General features: G+C 67.3%; 18 protein-coding genes. 8 read left to right on the top strand and 10 right to left on the bottom strand.

Going from position 1 to position 19,536, the window contains the following annotated elements:
• Positions 1-137: 137 nt before the first annotated feature.
• The gene (locus HV701_RS00670) at positions 138-1,409 is read left to right on the top strand and encodes a fimbrial protein (protein WP_420867798.1); all 1,272 of its coding nucleotides are present in this window, start codon (positions 138-140) and stop codon (positions 1,407-1,409) included.
• 93 nt (positions 1,410-1,502) lie between these two features.
• Complete coding sequence (gene recQ, locus HV701_RS00665; protein ID WP_175131230.1) at positions 1,503-3,332, top strand: DNA helicase RecQ; 1,830 nt, start codon at positions 1,503-1,505, stop codon at positions 3,330-3,332.
• 91 nt (positions 3,333-3,423) lie between these two features.
• Here recQ and HV701_RS00660 read toward each other — a convergent pair whose 3' ends face one another.
• Positions 3,424-4,479, bottom strand: coding sequence for a cytochrome d ubiquinol oxidase subunit II (locus HV701_RS00660; RefSeq protein ID WP_175131229.1), 1,056 nt, complete (start codon positions 4,477-4,479; stop codon positions 3,424-3,426).
• Positions 4,476-5,819 (bottom strand): cytochrome ubiquinol oxidase subunit I, encoded by a 1,344-nt coding sequence (locus HV701_RS00655; protein ID WP_175131228.1) that lies wholly within the window; start codon positions 5,817-5,819, stop codon positions 4,476-4,478. The genes HV701_RS00660 and HV701_RS00655 overlap by 4 nt, the downstream gene beginning before the upstream one ends.
• A gap of 136 nt (positions 5,820-5,955) precedes the next feature.
• On the opposite strand from HV701_RS00655, the gene HV701_RS00650 reads away from it, so the two are divergent.
• From HV701_RS00650 to minE, 4 genes are all read left to right on the top strand, one after another.
• Entirely contained in the window at positions 5,956-7,722 is a 1,767-nt protein-coding gene (locus HV701_RS00650; protein ID WP_175131227.1) for a glutamine--tRNA ligase/YqeY domain fusion protein, read from the top strand.
• A 175-nt stretch (positions 7,723-7,897) separates the two neighbouring features.
• Positions 7,898-8,803 (top strand): septum site-determining protein MinC, encoded by a 906-nt coding sequence (gene minC / locus HV701_RS00645; RefSeq protein ID WP_175131226.1) that lies wholly within the window; start codon positions 7,898-7,900, stop codon positions 8,801-8,803.
• A gap of 180 nt (positions 8,804-8,983) precedes the next feature.
• On the top strand, positions 8,984-9,799 hold the full coding sequence (gene minD / locus HV701_RS00640; protein WP_175131225.1) for a septum site-determining protein MinD: 816 nt from the start codon (positions 8,984-8,986) through the stop codon (positions 9,797-9,799).
• 3 nt (positions 9,800-9,802) lie between these two features.
• The gene (gene minE / locus HV701_RS00635; protein ID WP_006393143.1) at positions 9,803-10,060 is read left to right on the top strand and encodes a cell division topological specificity factor MinE; all 258 of its coding nucleotides are present in this window, start codon (positions 9,803-9,805) and stop codon (positions 10,058-10,060) included.
• A 130-nt stretch (positions 10,061-10,190) separates the two neighbouring features.
• Here minE and HV701_RS00630 read toward each other — a convergent pair whose 3' ends face one another.
• The 4 genes from HV701_RS00630 to HV701_RS00615 all read right to left on the bottom strand — a co-directional run bounded on the left by HV701_RS00630 (position 10,191) and on the right by HV701_RS00615 (position 14,033).
• Entirely contained in the window at positions 10,191-10,415 is a 225-nt protein-coding gene (locus tag HV701_RS00630; RefSeq protein ID WP_175131224.1) for a glycine zipper 2TM domain-containing protein, read from the bottom strand.
• A gap of 190 nt (positions 10,416-10,605) precedes the next feature.
• Positions 10,606-11,139: an isochorismatase family protein gene (locus tag HV701_RS00625; protein ID WP_175131223.1), complete on the bottom strand. Its 534-nt coding sequence runs from the start codon at positions 11,137-11,139 to the stop codon at positions 10,606-10,608.
• 199 nt (positions 11,140-11,338) lie between these two features.
• On the bottom strand, positions 11,339-13,012 hold the full coding sequence (gene ettA / locus HV701_RS00620) for an energy-dependent translational throttle protein EttA (protein WP_175131222.1): 1,674 nt from the start codon (positions 13,010-13,012) through the stop codon (positions 11,339-11,341).
• Positions 13,013-13,106: 94 nt separating this feature from the next.
• Entirely contained in the window at positions 13,107-14,033 is a 927-nt protein-coding gene (locus HV701_RS00615; RefSeq protein ID WP_175131221.1) for a DMT family transporter, read from the bottom strand.
• 98 nt (positions 14,034-14,131) lie between these two features.
• Between HV701_RS00615 and HV701_RS00610 the strand changes: the two genes are divergently transcribed.
• Positions 14,132-14,920 (top strand): AraC family transcriptional regulator, encoded by a 789-nt coding sequence (locus tag HV701_RS00610; protein WP_175131220.1) that lies wholly within the window; start codon positions 14,132-14,134, stop codon positions 14,918-14,920.
• 128 nt (positions 14,921-15,048) lie between these two features.
• Positions 15,049-15,567 carry a hypothetical protein gene (locus HV701_RS00605; protein ID WP_175131219.1) on the top strand — a complete coding sequence of 173 codons (519 nt, stop codon included), beginning with the start codon at positions 15,049-15,051 and terminating at the stop codon, positions 15,565-15,567.
• A gap of 75 nt (positions 15,568-15,642) precedes the next feature.
• Here HV701_RS00605 and HV701_RS00600 read toward each other — a convergent pair whose 3' ends face one another.
• From HV701_RS00600 to HV701_RS00585, 4 genes are read right to left on the bottom strand one after another with little or no spacing between them, the layout of a single operon-like run.
• Positions 15,643-16,638 (bottom strand): ABC transporter ATP-binding protein, encoded by a 996-nt coding sequence (locus tag HV701_RS00600; protein WP_175131218.1) that lies wholly within the window; start codon positions 16,636-16,638, stop codon positions 15,643-15,645.
• Positions 16,635-17,615 (bottom strand): ABC transporter ATP-binding protein, encoded by a 981-nt coding sequence (locus HV701_RS00595; RefSeq protein WP_175131217.1) that lies wholly within the window; start codon positions 17,613-17,615, stop codon positions 16,635-16,637. The genes HV701_RS00600 and HV701_RS00595 overlap by 4 nt, the downstream gene beginning before the upstream one ends.
• Before the next feature lie 10 nt (positions 17,616-17,625).
• Positions 17,626-18,540, bottom strand: coding sequence for an ABC transporter permease (locus tag HV701_RS00590; RefSeq protein WP_175131216.1), 915 nt, complete (start codon positions 18,538-18,540; stop codon positions 17,626-17,628).
• A complete protein-coding gene (locus HV701_RS00585) occupies positions 18,540-19,529 on the bottom strand; it encodes an ABC transporter permease (RefSeq protein ID WP_175131215.1) in 990 nt (329 codons plus the stop codon). The genes HV701_RS00590 and HV701_RS00585 overlap by 1 nt, the downstream gene beginning before the upstream one ends.
• Between the last annotated feature and the right edge of the window lie 7 nt (positions 19,530-19,536).

Here is a 19,536-nt window from a genome sequence, read left to right as displayed (position 1 = left end):
GACTGGCCCTAAAATACCGCCCATTGCCCGCGCATACGCTGGTCGGGTTTACTAAAAATCGTTTACAGCGGCGGCAACGTCCCCTTTCTACACTGTCGGTTATGGTCGCCCCTGCACATTGGCGCAAACGGTTATTGCTGCACACGGTATTCGTGGCTGGACTGGCCAGCCCTATGATGCCGGCGTTCGGCAGCGCGTCGGCCGTCTCCACATCCGCTGCGCCGGTGCCAGCCTACATCGCGCGCGGCATCGGCGTGCTGTCGCCAGTGCAGCCGGTGCCGGTGCGGCCGGCCACCTCGATGGCCTCGCGGGCGGTGCCGCTGGACCCGGCTCCCTGCGAAATGCAGACGAGCGAGCCGGCCATGGACACCAGCGTGGCCGGCAGCGACGCCGAAGTGATACCGGGGACAGGGCCGACCCTGTCCGGCGATGCCGCCGCCGGCCCGCTGGGCTGCGACACCGCCGAGATCGCCGCGGCCCCGGCCGAAACGCCCGACTATACGTTCGACCTCGAAAGCGGGGACATACCCCGGCCGCCAGTGGTCGTCATCTCCGGCGTGTCGCGCCCCAGCCGCCCCTGGTTTGCCTCGGTCAGCGGCCAGGACGGCCTGCGCTACGACGGCGACCGCAGCTGGACCTACCGCAACCTCAGCGGGCCGTCGTTCGCGGTGGGCAATATCAGCGCCAATGCGCCCGCCTGGGGCAGCAGCGCGCCGGTCGGCGGGCTGCAGATCTCCAACCTGCAAAGCAGCACGGCACCGCTGGCGGAGGGCGCGTTCGGCTATTCGTCGTCGCTCGGACGACTCAACCGCATGGACCCGGCCGCCACCTCGGGAGCGGTCGACTATGGCGCCTCGGTCGGGAATGGCACGGTGCGCTACGGGCTGACGCCGGTGCTGACACTGGAAGGCCAGATGCAGAGCGCGCCATCGCTGACCACCCGCGGCCTGGGCACCACCTACTCCGCCGGCGACTACGGCACCTTCCAGGCCGGCGCCACCCAGAGTTCGTTCGATGCCACCAACGCCTGGCGCTACCGCTTCGGCTACCGCGTCGACGTGGCCGATATGGTCAATCTGGGCTACACCAACGAACAGATCGGCGCCGGTTTCGGCGACCTGTCCACCTATACCAGCGGCGTGGCCAGCGCGCCGCAAACCCGCAACACCTTCTCGGCCGGGGTGCCCATCACCGGCTGGGGCACTTTGAGCGGCACCTATTCGGGGCTGCACGAAGGCTCGGCGCTGGCCGAACAGCGGTTCGGCCTGAGTCACAGCATGTTCGTGGCGCCGCGGGTCAAGCTGGCGGTGGGGGCCGATCGCGACATCATTTCGGGCCATTACGAGTGGCGCGCCAATCTCAGCATGCCGGTGGACGCCTTCATGCGCGGCACGTGGCTGAGCTGGTGAATCGGCGGGCCGACGGACGGAAATGTCCAGCCGCGCCCGGGCGGCCGGATTTGCGGCTTAAAATCCCCGCCATGATGCTCACGGCCTACCCCCATGTCTGACACGCGCGCCCTAGGTGTCCTGCAGCGCGTTTTCGGTTACGAATCCTTCCGCGGCGACCAGCAAGCCATCGTCCAGCAAGTCATCGACGGCGGCGACGCGCTGGTGCTGATGCCCACCGGCGGCGGCAAGTCGCTCTGTTACCAGATTCCGTCGCTGGTGCGCGCGGGCACCGGCATCGTCGTGTCGCCGCTGATCGCGCTGATGCAGGATCAGGTCGACGCGCTGACCGAACTCGGCGTGCGCGCCGCCTTCCTGAATTCGACCCAGGAATGGCGCGTGGCCCGCGACGTCGAGCAGGCCTTCCTGGCCGGCGAGCTCGACCTGCTGTATGTGGCGCCCGAGCGCCTGCTGACCGACCGCTGCCTGCAGTTGCTGGAACGCGGCAACATCGCCCTGTTCGCCATCGACGAGGCCCACTGCGTCTCGCAATGGGGCCACGACTTCCGGCCGGAATACCTGGGCCTGTCGATGCTGCACGAGCGCTGGCCCGACGTGCCGCGCATCGCGCTGACCGCCACCGCCACCGCCGAGACCCGCACCGAAATTGCCCAGCGCCTGTCGCTGACCGACGCGCACCATTTCGTTTCCAGTTTCGACCGCCCCAACATCCGCTACCGCATCGTCGAAAAAAACGAGGTGCGCAAGCAGTTGCTGGACATGATCCGCACCGAACACGAAGGCGAATCCGGCGTGGTCTACGCCCTGTCGCGGGCGCGGGTCGAGGAAACGGCCGAATTCCTCTGCAACCAGGGCATCGACGCCATGCCCTATCACGCCGGGCTCAGCGCGCAGGTGCGGGCCGCCAACCAGGCGCGCTTCCTGCGCGAGGACGGCGTGGTCATGGTCGCCACCATCGCCTTCGGCATGGGCATCGACAAGCCCGACGTGCGCTTCGTGGCCCACATCGACCTGCCCAAGTCGGTCGAGGGCTATTACCAGGAGACCGGCCGCGCCGGCCGCGACGGCCTGCCCGCCACTGCCTGGCTGGCCTACGGCCTGCAAGACGTGGTGCAGCAGCGCCGCATGATCGACGAATCCCCCGGCGACGACGCGTATCGCCGCCGCCTCGGCCAGCAGTTGGACGCCATGTTGGGCCTGTGCGAAACCGTGGAATGCCGGCGGGTGCGGCTGCTGGCGTATTTCGGCCAGCACATCAGCGCCTGCGGCAATTGCGATGTCTGCCTCGACCCGCCCCAGGCCTGGGACGGCACGGTGGCCGCGCAGAAAGTGCTGTCGGCGGTGTACCGGCTCTGGAAGGAACGCGGCCAGCGCTATGGCGCCGGCCACATCATCGACATCCTGCGCGGCAAGGTCACCGAACGCACCAGGCAGCATGGCCACGAAACCCTCAGCGTGTTTGGCGTGGGCGAAGACCTGAGCGACACGGCCTGGCGCGGCGTGCTGCGGCAGCTGCTGGCGCAGGGCCTGCTGACGGTCGACAACGAAGGCTATGGCACGCTGGCCCTGACCGAAGGCAGCCGCGCCGTGCTCAAGGGCGAGCGCCAACTGATGCTGCGGCGCGAATCCGAAAAGAAGACCCGCTCCGGCAAGACCGGCGGCAGCCGCGCCAAGGCCGCGGCGATCGACCTGCCCGCCGAACTGCAGCCGGTGTTCGAGGCGCTGCGCGCCTGGCGCGGAGAAGTGGCCAAGAGCCACGGCGTGCCGGCCTATGTCATCTTCCACGATGCCACGCTGCGCGAGATCGCGCTGGCCCAGCCGGACTCGATGGACGCACTCAGCCACATCAGTGGCGTCGGCGCGCGCAAGCTGGAAGCCTACGGCGAGGAAATCCTGCAGCGGGTGGCGCGGCCGGTGCTGTAGCGCCGGGCGCCGGACGGCATCCGCGCGCCGGGGTGCGGGACCAAGACGCGCCGGCACGGCTGCCGGCCGCCGGCGTATCCCGCGGCAGCGGTCAAGACGACGGCGGCGGCAACAGCGGCACGGGCGCGCGCTCCTTGCCGAACACCGAGCGGTAGGCCAGGATATTGAACACCAGCACCACCGGGATCCCCACCACCGCGCCGGCCATCACCAGCCGCATCGAGCCCAGCGCGCCGGCGCCGTCCCACAGCGTCATGTCGTCCAGGATCAAGTAGGGGAACAGGCTGTAGGCCAGGCCGCTCAGCATCAGCAGGAACAGCGCCACGCATAGTACGAACGGCAGCCAGCTGAAGCGGTCGGCGCGGCCAGGCAGGCGCGCCAGCAGCATTTCGGCGGCGACAAAGCCCGCCAGCATCAGCAGCCAGACGGTGGCCGCGAGGCTCAGGTGGGCGATGTTGCTCCACTTGTAGAAGATACCGGCGTTGGCCAGGCCCAGCGTGACGGCAATGGCGACCATGCCGACGGCAGTCCAACGGATCGCGTGGCGCGCCCAGTTGGCGGCGCGGCGTTGCAGGTCGCCATCGACCCGCATCACCAGCCAGGACGCGCCCAGCAGCACATAGGCAGCCACCGCGCAGAGGCCGACGAACAGCGCGAACCAGCCGTAGCCGGCATCGGATTGGTAGCCGGTGGCGATGCGCCCCAGCAGCATGCCCTGGCCGAAGGCGGTTATCAGCGAGCCGGCCCAGAAGCCGAGAATCCAGCGCGGCTTGGCCTCGGTGCGGGCGCGGATGCGGAATTCGAACGCCACACTGCGCAGCACCACCCCCAGCACCATGAACGTGAGCGGCCCGTACAGCTTGCCCAGCACGGCGCCCCACGCGAACGGGAAGGCCGAGGCGAACAGGCCCATGCCCAGCAGCAGCCAGAACTCGTTGGCATCGCGCCAGGGACTCAGCAGGCTCATCATGCGCCCCCGCTCCTGCTCGGGCGCCAGTTGCAGCAGAATCCCCACGCCCAGGTCGAAGCCGTCCAGCACCACGCCCGCGGCGATGACGATGAACAGCAGGCCCATGAACGCGAGCGGCATCCAGAAGGAGGGATCGTCGGGGCTCAACCCCTGCGAAGCCGCGAGCATGGCAATCATGGCGTGCCTCCACCCAGTTTGCGCACCGGCACCACGCCGTAGCGGGCCGCGTGGAACAGCATGCCGGCGAAGGCCGCCAGCAGCAATGCGTACAACAGGCCGTAGCCGGCCAGGCCATAGAGCACGGTGCTGGAGGACACGCTGCCCAGCACCTCGGATTGCGTGACCGTGCCGTTGACGACGAAGGGCTGCAGACCGATCACGGAAACCCACCAGCCGGCCACCACGGCGATGCCGCCCGAGAACATCATGCCGCACAGCACGCGCTGCCACCATGGCGGCAGCACCGCGACGTCCATGCCGCGGCGCCAGGTCCACAGGAAGGTGACCCAGGAAACGGCCAGCATCAGCAGGCCCAGCCCCGCGGCGACCCGCAGCGACCAGAACGTCAGCGCCACCGGCGGCAGCATGCCCGAGTACTTGTCCAGCCCCTGGTAGGTACCGTCCTCGTTGCGGTGCAGCCACATGCCGCCGGCATTGCGCAGGGTCCAGTCCGCCACGTTGGTGTGGGCGCGGGCGTCGGGCCAGCCGAACAGCACCAGGTTCGGCTCGCTGCCGCTTTCCCAGTAGCCAGCGGCGGCGGCAGCCTTGGCCGGTTGGTACTTGGCCATTGTCTGGCCGGCGCCGACGGCCACGGGCAATTGCAGCACGGCGGCCAGCGCGGCGATGACCAGGCCAGTCTTGAACGTGGCACGCTCGCCGTCGCCAAGCGGACGACGCAGCGCTTGCAGCGCGGTCACGCCCATCATCAGGAAGGCGGCGGCCAGGGCCGCGCCCACCACCACCCCCGCCAGGCGCCAGCCGACGGAGGGGTTGAGCACCACCGCGGCCCAGTCGTAGACCTGGTAGCGGCCATCGACCAGCACCGCGCCATCCGGCGTCTGCATCCAGGATTGCAGCGCCAGCACCCAGAACAGCGCCACCAGCTGGCCGACCGCCACCATCAGCACCGCCAGGGTATGGATGCCATCCGACACCCGGCGCTGGCCGAACAGCATGACGCCGAGGAAGCAGGACTTGAGAATGAAGACCGACAGGATGCCGTAGCCCAGCAGCGGGCCGGCGACGTTACCGATCTTGTCCATCAGCCCGGACCACAAGCTGCCCAGCTGGATCAGCACCGGCACGCAAGCGGCCAGCGTGAGCACGAACGACAGGGCGAAGATGCGGACCCAGAAGCGATAGGCGGCGGTCCAGCCGCTGCGTCCCGAAACGCGGGCGCGGATCTTGAAGAACAGCAGAACCCAAGCCAGCGCCAGGGCCACGGCCAGGAACAGCGCCAGGAAGCTCAGGCTGGCCACGAATTGCGCGCGGGCCAGGGAAAGGGTGGAGATATCCATGATGGCCCGTAGTGTAGAGCCAGTTACATGACAATGGGGGCCGGTTTGAAACCGCTTGCAGCGGGCCAAAAAGGGCTCGCCGCGGGAACGTGGCAAAATTGACGCTTTGTCGCTGCTTTTTCCTATTCTTTCAAGAATGACCTCCGCCACGACGCCGACCCCCGCCGCATCAAATTTCCTGCTCAACATCGTCGAAGACGACCTGCAAGCCAACCGCTTCCAGGGCAAGCGTTGGGCGGGCAAGCCTGGGCCGGCCGCCGTGCAGCAGCAGGGCGAGCCCGATCCGGCGAAGATCCGCACCCGTTTTCCGCCGGAGCCCAACGGCTACCTGCACATCGGCCACGCCAAGAGCATCTGCGTGAACTTCGGCCTGGCCCGCGACTTCGGCGGTGTCTGTCACCTGCGCTTTGACGACACCAACCCCGAGAAGGAAGACCAGGAATACGTTGACGCCATCATCGAGGCGGTGCATTGGCTCGGCTTCGACTGGAAGGCCGATGGCCGCGACAACCTGTATTTCGCCAGCGACTACTTCGGCTACATGTATGAATTCGCCGAGGCGCTGGTCGAGGCCGGCCACGCCTATGTCGACGAACAGAGCCCCGACGAGATCCGCGCCAACCGCGGCACCCTGACCGAACCCGGCACCGACTCGCCCTGGCGCAACCGCCCGGCCGCCGAGTCGATCGCGCTGCTGCGCGAGATGCGCGACGGCAAGCACCCGGACGGCAGCCTGGTGCTGCGCGCCAAGATCAACATGGCCTCGCCCAACATCAACCTGCGCGACCCGGTCATGTACCGCGTGCGCCATGCCACCCACCACCGCACCGGCAACCAGTGGTGCATCTACCCGATGTACAGCTGGGCCCACCCGGTCGAGGATGCGCTCGAAGGCATCACCCACAGCGTCTGCACGCTGGAGTTCGAAGACCAGCGGCCGTTCTATGACTGGATCCTGGAACGCCTGGCGGAACTGGGCAAGCTGGCCCGGCCGCTGCCGCACCAGTACGAATTCGCCCGCCTGAACCTGAGCTACGTGGTCACCAGCAAGCGCAAGCTGCTGCAACTGGTGCGCGAAGGCCACGTGGACGGCTGGGACGATCCGCGCATGCCGACCATTTTCGGCCTGCGCCGCCGTGGCTACACCCCGGCCTCGATCCGCCTGTTCTGCGACCGCACGGCGGTGTCGAAGTCGGATTCGCGCATCGACTACAGCCTGCTGGAACAGGCCGTGCGCGACGACCTGGATCCGATCGCGCCGCGCTCGGTGGCGGTGCTGGACCCGCTCAAGCTGGTCATCACCAACTATCCGGAAGGCCAGACCGAGCTCTGCACGGCGCCGCGCAATCCGCACGATCCGGATGCCGGCGTGCGCGAATTCCCGCTGTCGCGCGAACTCTGGATCGAGCGCGACGATTTCCGCGAGGAAGCGCCGAAGAAGTATTTCCGCCTGTTCCCGGGCAACACGGTGCGCCTGAAGTACGGTTATGTGGTGCGCTGCACCGGCTTCACCAAGAACGAGGCGGGCGAGGTGGTCGAAGTGCAGGCCGAGTACCTGCCGGACACCAAGAGCGGCACGCCGGGCGCGGACAGCGTCAAGGTCAAGGGCAATATCACCTGGGTCAGCGCCGCCCATGCGGTGCCGGCGCAGATCCACCTGTACGACCGCCTGTTCGCGGACCCGCGCCCGGACGGCGGCGACAAGGACTTCATCGCTTGCCTGAACCCGAACTCCAAGCAGACGGTAACCGCCTGGCTGGAGCCGGGCACGATCGCCACGCCGGGGGCCACCTGGCAGTTCGAGCGCCTGGGCTACTTCACCGCCGATCTCAAGGACTCGACGGCGGAAAAGCCGGTGCTGAACCGCGTGGTGACGTTGCGGGATTCCTGGGCGCAGGGTTGATCCGCCGCGCGGTCGGTTTTCCAGGGCCGGCCGCGCCGCTATCCCCCGCACAGCCCGGGGTTTTTCCCCTTGGCGAAGCGATTGCGCGGGCCCGCGGCGGGTTATCATGCCCGACATTCCGCAGCCGGTTGCGCGCGCCCCTTCCAGGCGCCCCGAACCGCCAGCCCCAATCAAGATGAACACTGAATCCCTAGCCCTGGACTTCAAGAGCGCCACCCTGTATGCCATCCGGGTGGTCCTGCACAGCGCCGACCCCGAGCGCCTGAACGCCGCGCTGGCCAAGCGCATGGCCGATGCCGGCAGTTTCTTCGAGAACGAGCCCGTGGTCGTCGACGCCAGCCGCGTCGAAGAGACCATTGACTGGGACGCGCTGGTCGCCGCCCTGCGCGCGCACAACCTGCCCCCCATCGGCGTGGTGGCCGAGGGCGCCAACCTGGACGCGGCCCGCGCCGCCGGCCTGACGCCCGTGGAACTGTCCACCCCTTCGGCCCGGCCGGCGCAAGTGATCGACACCGCGCCGCCCAACGACGTGGCGACGCCGGTGCCGTCCGTGCCGGCGGCCGCGGTCGAGATCGCGCCCGCCCCCACTGCCACACCCTCTGCCGCCGCCGAAGGCGCCATCGACGCCGGCCAGGCAAAGGACAAGGCCGCGGAGCAACCCGCCCAAGCCGCCGATCCGCTGCCCGGGCGCGCCGCCGCCAGCACCACGTCGGCGCCCAGCCCGACGCCGGCCGCGCCCCAGTCTTCGTCGGCCCTGGTCATTACCCGGCCGCTGCGCTCGGGCCAACGGGTCTATGCGCGCCATACCGACCTGGTCGTGATCGGCATGGTGAGCCAGGGCGCCGAAGTCATCGCCGACGGCAACGTGCACGTGTACGGCCCGCTGCGCGGCAAGGCCATGGCCGGCGCGCGCGGCGACACCTCGGCGCGCATCTTCACCACGCATCTGGATGCCGAACTGCTGGCCGTGGCCGGCGTGTACCGCGTGGTGGAGGACAAGCTGGACCGGTCGCTGCACAACCAGCCCGCGCTGGTGCGCCTGGACGGCGATACCCTGCGCATCGAGGCGCTGAAAGCCTGACATGGCGCACCCGCGCCGCGGCCCCATGATGGGCGCCGCCGATCCCGGCCCGGGCCGTTCCTGCAAGCCACGGTTGCATCAACGCAATCCGCGCGCATTCAACACATTCTGTAAGAAGCCTTACACGGGCTTTTTGCTTTACGATAACGCGATTTATTCGAACATAAGGGTTTGATCGTCATGACACGCATTGTTGTGGTGACTTCCGGCAAAGGCGGCGTGGGCAAAACCACGACGAGCGCCAGTTTTTCCGCGGGCCTCGCGATGCGGGGCCACAAGACCGCTGTCATCGACTTCGATGTCGGCCTGCGCAACCTCGATCTCATCATGGGCTGCGAGCGCCGCGTGGTGTACGACTTCGTCAACGTGATCCAGGGCGAAGCCACGCTCAACCAGGCGCTGATCAAGGACAAGCAGCTTGAAAACCTGTTCATCCTGCCGGCCTCGCAGACGCGCGACAAGGATGCGCTGACGCAGGAAGGCGTGGAAAAGGTCATCAACGACCTGAAGGAAATGGGCTTCGACTACATCGTCTGCGACTCGCCCGCCGGCATCGAAACCGGCGCGCTGATGGCGGCCTATTTCGCCGACGACGCACTGGTCGTGACCAACCCCGAGGTTTCGTCGGTACGCGACTCCGACCGCATCCTGGGCATCCTGGCGGCCAAGTCCAAGCGCGCCGTCGAGGGTGACGAACCGGTCAAGGAATACCTGCTGCTGACGCGCTACAACCCCAAGCGCGTGGTCGACGGCGAAATGCTGTCGCTGGGCGACATCGAGGACATCCTGCGCATCAAGCTGATCGGCGTCATTCCCGAATCCGAAGCCGTGCTGCAAGCCTCCAACCAGGGCCTGCCCGCCATCCACCTGAAAGACACCGACGTCTCCGAGGCCTACAAAGACGTCGTGGCCCGCTACCTGGGCGAAGACAAGGCCCTGCGCTTTACCGATTATGAAAAGCCGGGTTTCCTGAAGCGCCTGTTCGGAGGCAAGTAAGCAATGTCCTTCCTGTCGTTTCTGCTTGGTCAAAAGAAAACTTCCGCGTCCGTCGCCAAGGAACGGTTGCAGATCATCCTGGCCCACGAGCGGGGCCGCGGCGACTCGCCCGACTACCTGCCGCAATTGCAGCAGGAGCTGATCGCGGTGATCTCGAAGTACGTGAAGATCAATCCCGAAGACATCAAGGTGCACCTGGAACGCCAGGACACCCTGGAAGTCCTGGAAGTGAAGATCGAGATGCCGCAAAGCGAGTCTTGAAGCGTTCCGCGCGCCGCTGGCCGGCGCCGGACGCGGGCGCTCGCGGCGCCCGCAACGAAAAACGCCCGGCGATGCCGGGCGTTTTTGCGTCTGGCGCCGTCGCACAGGCGGCGGCGCGGGGCGCCGTGGCTCAGTGCTTGCCCACCTGGTCGCCGATGACACCGCCGATGGCCGCGCCCCCCACCGTGCCCAGGATGCCGCCATTGGTGATGACAGCACCCGCCACACCGCCGAGCGCCGCACCGCCCACCGTGCTTTTCTGGCGGTGGCTCATGCTGTCCCACGACGAGCATCCCGCCATTGCGGCGGTCATGGCCACAGCGACACAGATTTTGGAAAGAGATGCGATTTTCATGATGAGGCTCCTATTCTTGTCCCCGGGGCCGCACCTGAGTCCTGACGCGAGCGCACGATACCCCTTATGGGTTTGGAATCTCCAGGATCGCAAAATATCCGTGCGCGGGGTGTGAAGTTTGCCCAGGAATTGTGTCAAAGGGCGAGGGAATCTTTGCGACTCCCCGGGACAATGTTGCAGCTGGCGCCCCCTATTTGACCAGACGTAACACGTCCCGAAACCGCGCATGCTCGCAAGTTTCCATCCATTCGAAGATCGCCATTTCGGTGGTGACGATCTCGGCGCCATGGGCACGCGCGCGGCGCAGCGCGGCATGGTGGTCGGCGGGCTTGCGCGAGCCGGCCGCATCGGTCACCAGCACCGCCTTGTAGCCCATTTCAGTCAGGCCGATGACGGTCTGCAACACGCAGATGTGCGCCTCGCAACCGGTGACCAGCACGGTTTTGCGCGCGGCCGGCAGCCAGGCATCGAAGCCGCGTTCGCGCGTGGCCCCGAAGTGCATCTTCTGGAAGGTGGACTGCACCAGTTCGGCCAGCGGCGCCACCGTGACACCGAGCATCTTGCCGTGATGCTCGGTGGCGACCACCGGCACCTCCAGCAGCCGCGCGGCCCGCGCCAGCTTGGCGTTGGCCGCCACCACCGCGTCGCCGTCGTGGATCGCCGGCATCAGGCGCCCCTGCATATCGACGATGAGCAGCGTGGAATCGGAAGCTTGCAGCAGCATGGGGATCTCCTGGAATCTTGAGAACGGCCTGATCGCGCCGCATCGGCGGGCCACCGCCTGCGCGACGCCATAGCGCTCATGATATCGCGGCAGGCTCGCCGGCCTGCCTGCCTGGCGCCAGGACCGTCACCCGGGCCCAGGCCGGCAAAAAAAATCCCGGCGCAATGGCCGGGATTCTCAGGCTGACTGGCGGGCGCGCTTACTTCAGCGCCTTGTAGCGCAGGCGCTTGGGCTTGGCGCCCTCTTCGCCCAGGCGGCGCTTCTTGTCGGCTTCGTACTCCTGGTAGTTGCCGTCGAAGAACACCACTTGCGAATCGCCTTCGAAGGCCAGGATGTGCGTGGCGATACGGTCCAGGAACCAGCGATCGTGGCTGATGACCATGACGCTGCCGGGGAACTCCAGCAGCGCGTCTTCGAGCGCGCGCAGCGTTTCGACGTCGAGGTCGTTGGACGGTTCGTCCAGCAGCAGCACGTTGCCGCCGGCGATCAGCGTCTTGGCCATGTGCAGGCGGCCGCGTTCACCCCCCGACAGTTGGCCGACCACCTTGTTCTGGTCGCCGCCCTTGAAGTTGAAGCGGCCCAGGTAGGCGCGCGAGGACATTTCGAACTTGCCCACGGTGAGCAGGTCAGCGCCGTCGGCGACCGCGTCGAACACGGTCTTCTTGTCTTCGAGCGCATCCCGCGACTGGTCGACGTAGGCCAGCTTGACGGTCTGGCCGATCTTCACTTCGCCCGAATCGGGCTGCTCGCGGCCCGCGATCATGCGGAACAGCGTCGACTTACCGGCGCCGTTGGCGCCGATGATGCCGACGATGGCGCCCGGCGGCACCTTGAAGCTGAGGTTGTCGATCAGCAGGCGGTCGCCGTAGGCCTTGCTGACGTTGTTGAATTCGATGACCTCGTTGCCCAGGCGCTCACCGACCGGAATGAAGATTTCCTGGGTTTCGTTGCGCTTCTGGTATTCGTAGGACGACAGTTCCTCGAAGCGGGCCAGGCGCGCCTTGGCCTTGGCCTGGCGGCCCTTCGGGTTCTGGCGCACCCACTCCAGTTCTTTCTTGATGGTCTTCTGGCGGGCCGATTCGGACGACTCTTCCTGCTTGAGGCGGTCTTCCTTCTGTTCCAGCCACGAGCTGTAATTGCCCTTCCAGGGGATACCGTAGCCGCGATCCAGTTCGAGGATCCACTCGGCCGCGTTGTCCAGGAAGTAGCGATCGTGGGTCACGCCCACGACGGTGCCCGGGAACTTGTGCAGGAACTGTTCCAGCCATTCGACGCTTTCGGCATCCAGGTGGTTGGTCGGTTCGTCCAGCAGCAGCATGTCGGGCTTGGACAGCAGCAGGCGGCACAGCGCCACGCGGCGCTTTTCACCGCCGGACAGGTTGCCGACGATGGCATCCCAGGGCGGCAGGCGCAGCGCGTCGGCGGCGATTTCCATCTGATGCTCGATGTCGTCGGCGCCGCTGGAAGCGGCGGCCGCGATGATGGCTTCCAGCTCGGCCTGCTCGGCGGCCAGCGCGTCGAAGTCGGCGTCCGGCTCGGCGTAGGCGGCGTAGACCTCGTCCAGGCGCTTCTTGGCGGTGACCACCGCGCCCAGGCCTTCTTCAACCGCCTGGCGCACGGTGTGCTCGGGGTTGAGCTGCGGCTCCTGCGGCAGGTAGCCGATATTCAGGCCCGGCATGGGGATGGCTTCGCCTTCGATCTCGCGATCCACACCCGCCATGATCTTCAGCAGCGTCGACTTGCCCGAGCCGTTCAGGCCCAGCACGCCGATCTTGGCGCCAGGAAAAAACGAAAGGGAGATGTCACGCAGGATCTGCCGCTTGGGCGGCACGATCTTGCCGACGCGGTTCATGGTGTAGACGTATTGGGCCATGGGCTCGTATAGGGTAAGAAAGCTGAAGAATCGTTGATTGTAGGCCGGAACCCGGACAGGCGCGCGCCGCATCCCGGCCCGCGCCCGCCGCGCCCTACGACGCCGCCCGAGCCGGCCGTGAGCCGGCGAATGGCGCGCGCATCTGTGCCAGCATCACGCCGGCCAGCGCCATCGCGCCGCCGACGATATGGAACAGATGCGGCTTTTCGTCCAGGAACAGCGCCGCGATCGCCACCGTGGCCACCGGCATCAGGTTCAGGAACACGCTGGCGCGCGCCGGCCCCAGGTGGCGCACGCCCTGCATCCACAGGAACGGCGCGAACAGCGACGGGAACAGGCCGGCATAGAGCACCAGCGGCAGGTTGTCGCCATTGAGCGGCGAGGCCGGCGCCATCAGGAAAGCCGGCAACTGGAACAGCACGCCAAACGCCACCTGCACGTACAGCGACACCCACGGCCCGGCCGGCAGGCCCCAGCGCCGCAGCAGCACGCCGTACAGCGCATAGGCCAGCGCCGCCACGCCCATCAACACGTCACCGTGGTTCGCGCCCACCGCCAGCAACCGCGCCGGATCGCCTTCGCCGATCAACAGCGCCAATCCCGCCAGCGACAGCAGGCCGCCCAGCAGCGCCATCACGGAAGGCCGCTCCCGCAGCACCACGGCGCTGACGGCGATGGTCAGCAGCGGAATCATCGCGGTGATGATGCCCATATTGGTGGCGGTGGTGCTGCCGGCCGCCACATACGCCAGGCCCTGGTACAGCGCCATGCCCAGGCCGCCGAGCACCGCGAACTTGGGCAGGTACGGCCACAGCGCGCGCCGCTGGCGCCAGGCGGCCGGCAACGCAAAAGGCGTCAGCAGCAGCCCCGCCAGCGCCCAGCGGTAAAAGCCGATGGCGGCGGGCGCGATCACGCCGGCCGCCATCTTGGTCACGATCATGTTGACCGACCAGATCAGCGCCGCCAGCAACGGAAACAGCAAATAGCGGGCGGGAGAGGGCGAAACAGCAGCGCGGGTCATGGAAAAACAGCCAGAGCGGAAAGATGGCTGGCCAGTTTAGGATCTGTCCGACTCGCTGTATATAATGAAAAACCGACAAACTCCACCGAACTTCGGACATGGCCCCTGCCGTTTCCCCGCCCGACCTCGGCCCGGCGCGGCCCTATCCGCTGGCCTGCCGCATCCTGCACTTCCTGCCGCACTCGCGCATCCAGCGCCATGCCTCGCCGTGGGGCGAATTGAATTTCGCGCTGTCCGGCATCATGGAAATCGGCATCGAGGACTCGACCTACCTGTCGCCCCCGCAGTACGCCATCTGGATACCACCCGGCGTACCGCACTGCTGCCAGAACCAGGTCGAAGTGCACTACGCCTGCATCGACATCCCCGCCGCCGCCTGCGCCGACCTGCCCGCCACGCCGTGCACGCTGGAGATCAGCCCGGTCATGCGCGCTATTCTGGCCGACTTCGAACGGCGCGGCATCGCCTATCCAGATACGCCGGAAGACCGGCGCCTGGCCCAGGTCGTCATCGACCAGATCCGCGTCGCGCGCGTCTACGCCAGCTATCTGCCGTCCACCACCGAGCCCGTGTTGGCGTCCGTCCTGGCCGCGCTGCAACGCCAACCCGGCGACAAGCGCGGCGCCGCCCATTGGGCCGCCACCGCCGGCATCACTGAACGCACGCTGCTGCGCCACTGCCAGCAGCACTTGGGCATGTCCTTCAATGAATGGCGGCAACGCCTGCGCGTGGTCAGCGCGCTCGAACGGCTCGACGCCGGCCAACCCGTGCAGGCCGTGGCACGCGAACTCGGCTACAGCACCCCTTCGGCCTTCATCGCCATGTTCCAGCGCTTGACCGGCCAGTCACCCGACACGGCCCGCAAGCGCGCCGCCGCGCCCGCCTGAAGCAACCTCGCGGCCACCCGCCACCTTCGTCATCCAACCGTCGGATGCAAGCCGCGCGCGATCGCGAGACAATAGCGTCTGTTTTTTCGTAACGCCGTCCCCGCGGCATCATCGCGCCAGGAACCTCCATGTCCGCCTCCGCCACGCCCCCGCCTTCCCTGACCCATTTCAGCGCGACCGAGCTGGACATGCTCGCCAAGACCGCCGACGCCCTCAGTGCCTACCTGGGCAAGCCGGTCCTGGCCGAAGTGGTCCTGGGTGAAGAAGGCACCGAATGGGTCACCTATGGCGTGCCCATCGACGAGAACGCCGAACCCGGCGAAGACCAGACCCGCGTCCAGTTGGGCGGCCCCGGCGCCCGCCTCCTGGGCAATCGCGGCGGCCTGCCCCAGACCGGCGACGACACCTACGACTGCCTCTACCTCTGGGCCATCCAGATCTCGCTGAACGAAGGCGAACGCTTCATCAAGCTGGACCACGACGGCGAAGAGTCGGCCTGGTCCGACAGCCTGGAAGACGTGCTGCCCTTCGCCCTGACCGAGGAGCCCCTGCCCGATCCGGACGAGGAAGACGACGAAGACGAAGAGGACGAAGACGACGGCCACGATCACGTCCACGACCACAACGATTCCGGCCACCGCCACTGAACGAGAAAGCAGGCGGACACGACGAGCCGCCCGCCGCGAGACACCTCAAGAATTCACCAAGGCGCCAACACCGGGTCAGACTGCAATCCGCCCTTCCTCCACCGCATGGCAAGCCACAACCGCTACCCCCGCCATCCGAGCCTGCGGCGCCTCCGCCCGGCACCGCTCGTTCGCATGCGGACAGCGCGGATGAAACGTACACCCTGACGGCGGATTCAACGGATTCGGCACTTCCCCCGCCACCGCCGTGCGCGGCTTGCCGGCCCCGTCGATGTCCGGAATCGCCTCCAGCAGCATCCGCGTATACGGATGCCGCGGCCGCGCGAACAGCTCATCGCGGGGCGCCACCTCCACCATCCGCCCGAGATACATCACCCCGACCCGATCGGCCACGTGATGCACCACCGCCAGATTGTGCGAGATGAACAGATAGGTCAGCCCCAGCTCGCGCTGTAGATCCTTCATCAGGTTCAGCACCTGCGCCTGCACCGACACATCCAGCGCCGAGGTCGGCTCATCGCACACCAGGAACTCGGGATTCACCGCCAGCGCCCGCGCAATCGAAATGCGCTGGCGCTGGCCGCCCGAGAACTGGTGCGGATAGCGACCCTGGTCGGCCGGGTCCAGCCCCACCTGGCTGAGCAGGTCGCCGACCCGCGCCATGCGCTCGGCCGGCGTCATCTTGGTATGCGTCAGCATCGGCTCGGCAATGATGCGGCCGACGCGCCAGCGCGGATTCAGGCTCGCGTACGGGTCCTGGAAGATCATCTGCAGCCGCTTGCGCAGCGCGCGCCCGCCCGGCTCCGCCATGCGCGACAGCGGCTGGCCGTCGAAGCGGATGTCGCCGCGCGTCAGGCCATACAGTCCCACCAGCATGCGCGCCACCGTCGACTTGCCACAGCCCGACTCGCCCACCAGCGCCAGCGTCTCGCCGCGATTGATCTCGAACGACACGCCATCGACCGCGCGCAGCAGCACGCGCGGCTTGCCCGCCAGCTTGCGTTCCAGCCAGGGCGGCGACACATCGAACCAGCGCGCCGCGTCGTTCACTTGCACCAGCGGCGTGCTCATGCCGTCACCTCGGTTTCGTTTGCATGCAACCAACAGGCCGCGCGGGACGTGCCCGCCGGCATCAACTCGGGCCGGTCGTGGCCGCAGCGCGGCAGGCGCCGGCCGCAGCGTGGATTGAAGGCACAGCCTGGCGGAATCGCGTTCAGGCGCGGCATGCTGCCGTCGATCTGCACCAGCCGCTCGGTATGCCCCTGCAGCGAGGGAATCGATCCCATCAGTCCCGCCGTATAGGGATGACGCGGCTGGTGGATCACATCGCGCACCGGGCCGATCTCGGCCACCCGGCCCGCGTACATCACCGCCACGCGATCGGCCGTCTCCGCGATCACGCCCATGTCGTGGGTGATCAGCATCACCGCCGTGCCCTGCTCGCGGCACAGGCGCTTGAGCAGTTCGATGATCTGGGCCTGTATCGACACGTCCAGCGCCGTGGTCGGCTCATCGGCCACCACCAGCCTGGGCTCGGCCGCCAGCGCCAGCGCGATCACCACGCGCTGCCGCATGCCGCCGGAGAACTGGTGCGGGTAATGGTCGATGCGCTCGCACGCCGCCGGGATCCCGGTGGCCGCCAGCAGCTCGACCGCCCGGTCGCGCGCCTGCGACCAGCTCAGGTCCAGGTGCGTCACGATGGTCTCGGCCAATTGCCGGCCCACCGTGTACAGCGGGTTCAGGGAGGTCAGCGGATCCTGGAACACCGCCCCGATCTCGCGGCCGCGCACGCGGCGCATCTGCTCGTCGGGCAGGTTGTCGATGCGGCGGCCGGCCAGCAGGATCTCGCCGCCGGCGATACGGCCGGGCGGCTCCAGCAGGCCGATGATGGACGCCCCGGTCAGCGACTTGCCGGCGCCCGATTCCCCCACCACGCCCAGGACTTCACCCGCCTGGATGGAAAAGGACACATCGTCCAGGGCGCGTAGCGTGCCGCGGCGCGTCGGAAACTCGACGCGCAGGTTGCGGACTTCAAGTAATGCGCTCATGGGTATATCTCTAGTTCAGGCGTGGATTCAATGCGTCGCGCAGCCAATCACCCAGCAGGTTGACCGACAGCACCAGCAGCACCAGCGCCGCGCCCGGGAAGATGGTGATCCACCACTCGCCGGAAAACAGGAAATCGTTGCCGATGCGGATCAGCGTGCCCAGCGACGGCGCTGTCGGCGGCACTCCCACCCCCAGAAACGAGAGCGTCGCCTCGGTGATGATGGCGGTCGCCAGATGCACCGTGGCCAGCACCAGCACCGGCCCCAACACATTGGGCAGCACATGGCGGAACATGATGACGGGTGAAGCCACGCCGATCACGCGCGCCGCCTGCACGTATTCGCGGTTCTTCTCCACCAGGGTCGAACCGCGCACCGTGCGCGCATACTGCGGCCAGCCGGCAAGCGCGATGGCGCCGATCAGCACCGGGAACGCGATGATCTCGTGCAGCTCGCGCGGCACCGCCGCCCGCGCCACGCCGTCGATCAGGAGCGCGATCAGGATCGCCGGGAACGACAACTGCACATCGGCGACGCGCATGATGAAAGCATCGATGCGCCCGCCCGCGTACCCCGAGACCAGCCCCAGCACGATACCGATCAGCATCGAAAGCAACACCGAGGCCAGCCCGATCAGCAGCGACACGCGAGTGCCGTAGAGGATGGCCGAATACAGGTCGCGGCCCTGGCTGTCGGTGCCCAGCAGATAGGTCGACTGGCCGTCGGGCGACCAGGCCGGCGGCAGCAGCGCGTCCAGCAACTCGACCTGGGTCAGGTCGAACGGATTGTGCGGCGCCACCCAGCCGGCGCCGAACGAGCCGATCAGCAGCGCCGCCAGCATGACGGTGGCGACGATGGCCACGGGCGCCCGGCGCCAGGCCCAGGCGATATCGCTGTCCCACCAGCGTTTCAGTACGGCACGCATCAGTGGCCACCTCCGCCGCGGGTCAGCCCGGAACGCAGGCGCGGGTCCACGACAAAATACAGAAGATCGACGATCAGGTTGATCACCACGAACACCAGCGCGATCAGGCACAGGTACGCGGCCATCACCGGCACGTCGGCAAATTGCACCGCCTGGATGAACAGCAGGCCCATGCCGGGCCACTGGAACACCGTTTCGGTCACGATGGCGAAGGCGATGATGCCGCCCAGCTGCAGCCCGGTGATGGTGATGACGGGCACCATGGTGTTCTTGAGCGCGTGGCCGAAATGAATGGCGCGGCGCTTCAGGCCCCGGGCGCGGGCGAACTTGATGTAGTCCGAACGCAGCACCTCCAGCATCTCCGAGCGCACCAGCCGCAGCACCAGCGTCATCTGGAACAGCGACAGCGTGATCGAGGGCAGGATCAGGTGTTTCCAGCCGTTGGCGGTGAACAGCCCGGAGGTCCACCAGCCCAGCGCCACGGTATCGCCGCGGCCGTAACTGGGCAGCCAGCCCAATTGCACCGAGAACACCAGAATCAGCAGGATGCCGATCAGGAAGGTCGGCAACGACACCCCAAGCAGCGAGCCGGCCAGCAGCAGCTGCGACAGCAGGCTGTTGCGCTTGAGCGCGGTGTATACGCCCAGGGGCACGCCCACCACCAGCGCCAGCAGGGCCGCCACCATGGACAGCTCCAGCGTGGCTGGCAGGCGCGACTTGAGCAGGCTGGAGACCGGTTCGCTCTGGCGCAGGGAAATACCGAAATTGCCTTGCGCGGCGTTGGCCACGAAATGGCCGAACTGGACGATGGCGGGCTGGTTCAGGCCCAGGCGCTCACGCAGTTCGATGCGCTCGGCATCGGTGGCGTCCTGTCCCAGCATGATGGTGACAGGGTCGCCGACGTATTGGAAAAGCACGAAGGCCAGCAGCGCGACGGTGAGCATCACCGCTACGGCCTGCAACAGGCGGCGCAGTATGAAAGCGAACATAGGCGGG

Source organism: Achromobacter pulmonis (assembly GCF_902859765.1).
Classification (GTDB): Bacteria; Pseudomonadota; Gammaproteobacteria; order Burkholderiales; family Burkholderiaceae_B; genus Achromobacter; species Achromobacter pulmonis.
The sequence above is the reverse complement of the archived record's forward strand: the minus strand, read 5'-3'. Positions and strand labels throughout refer to the sequence as shown.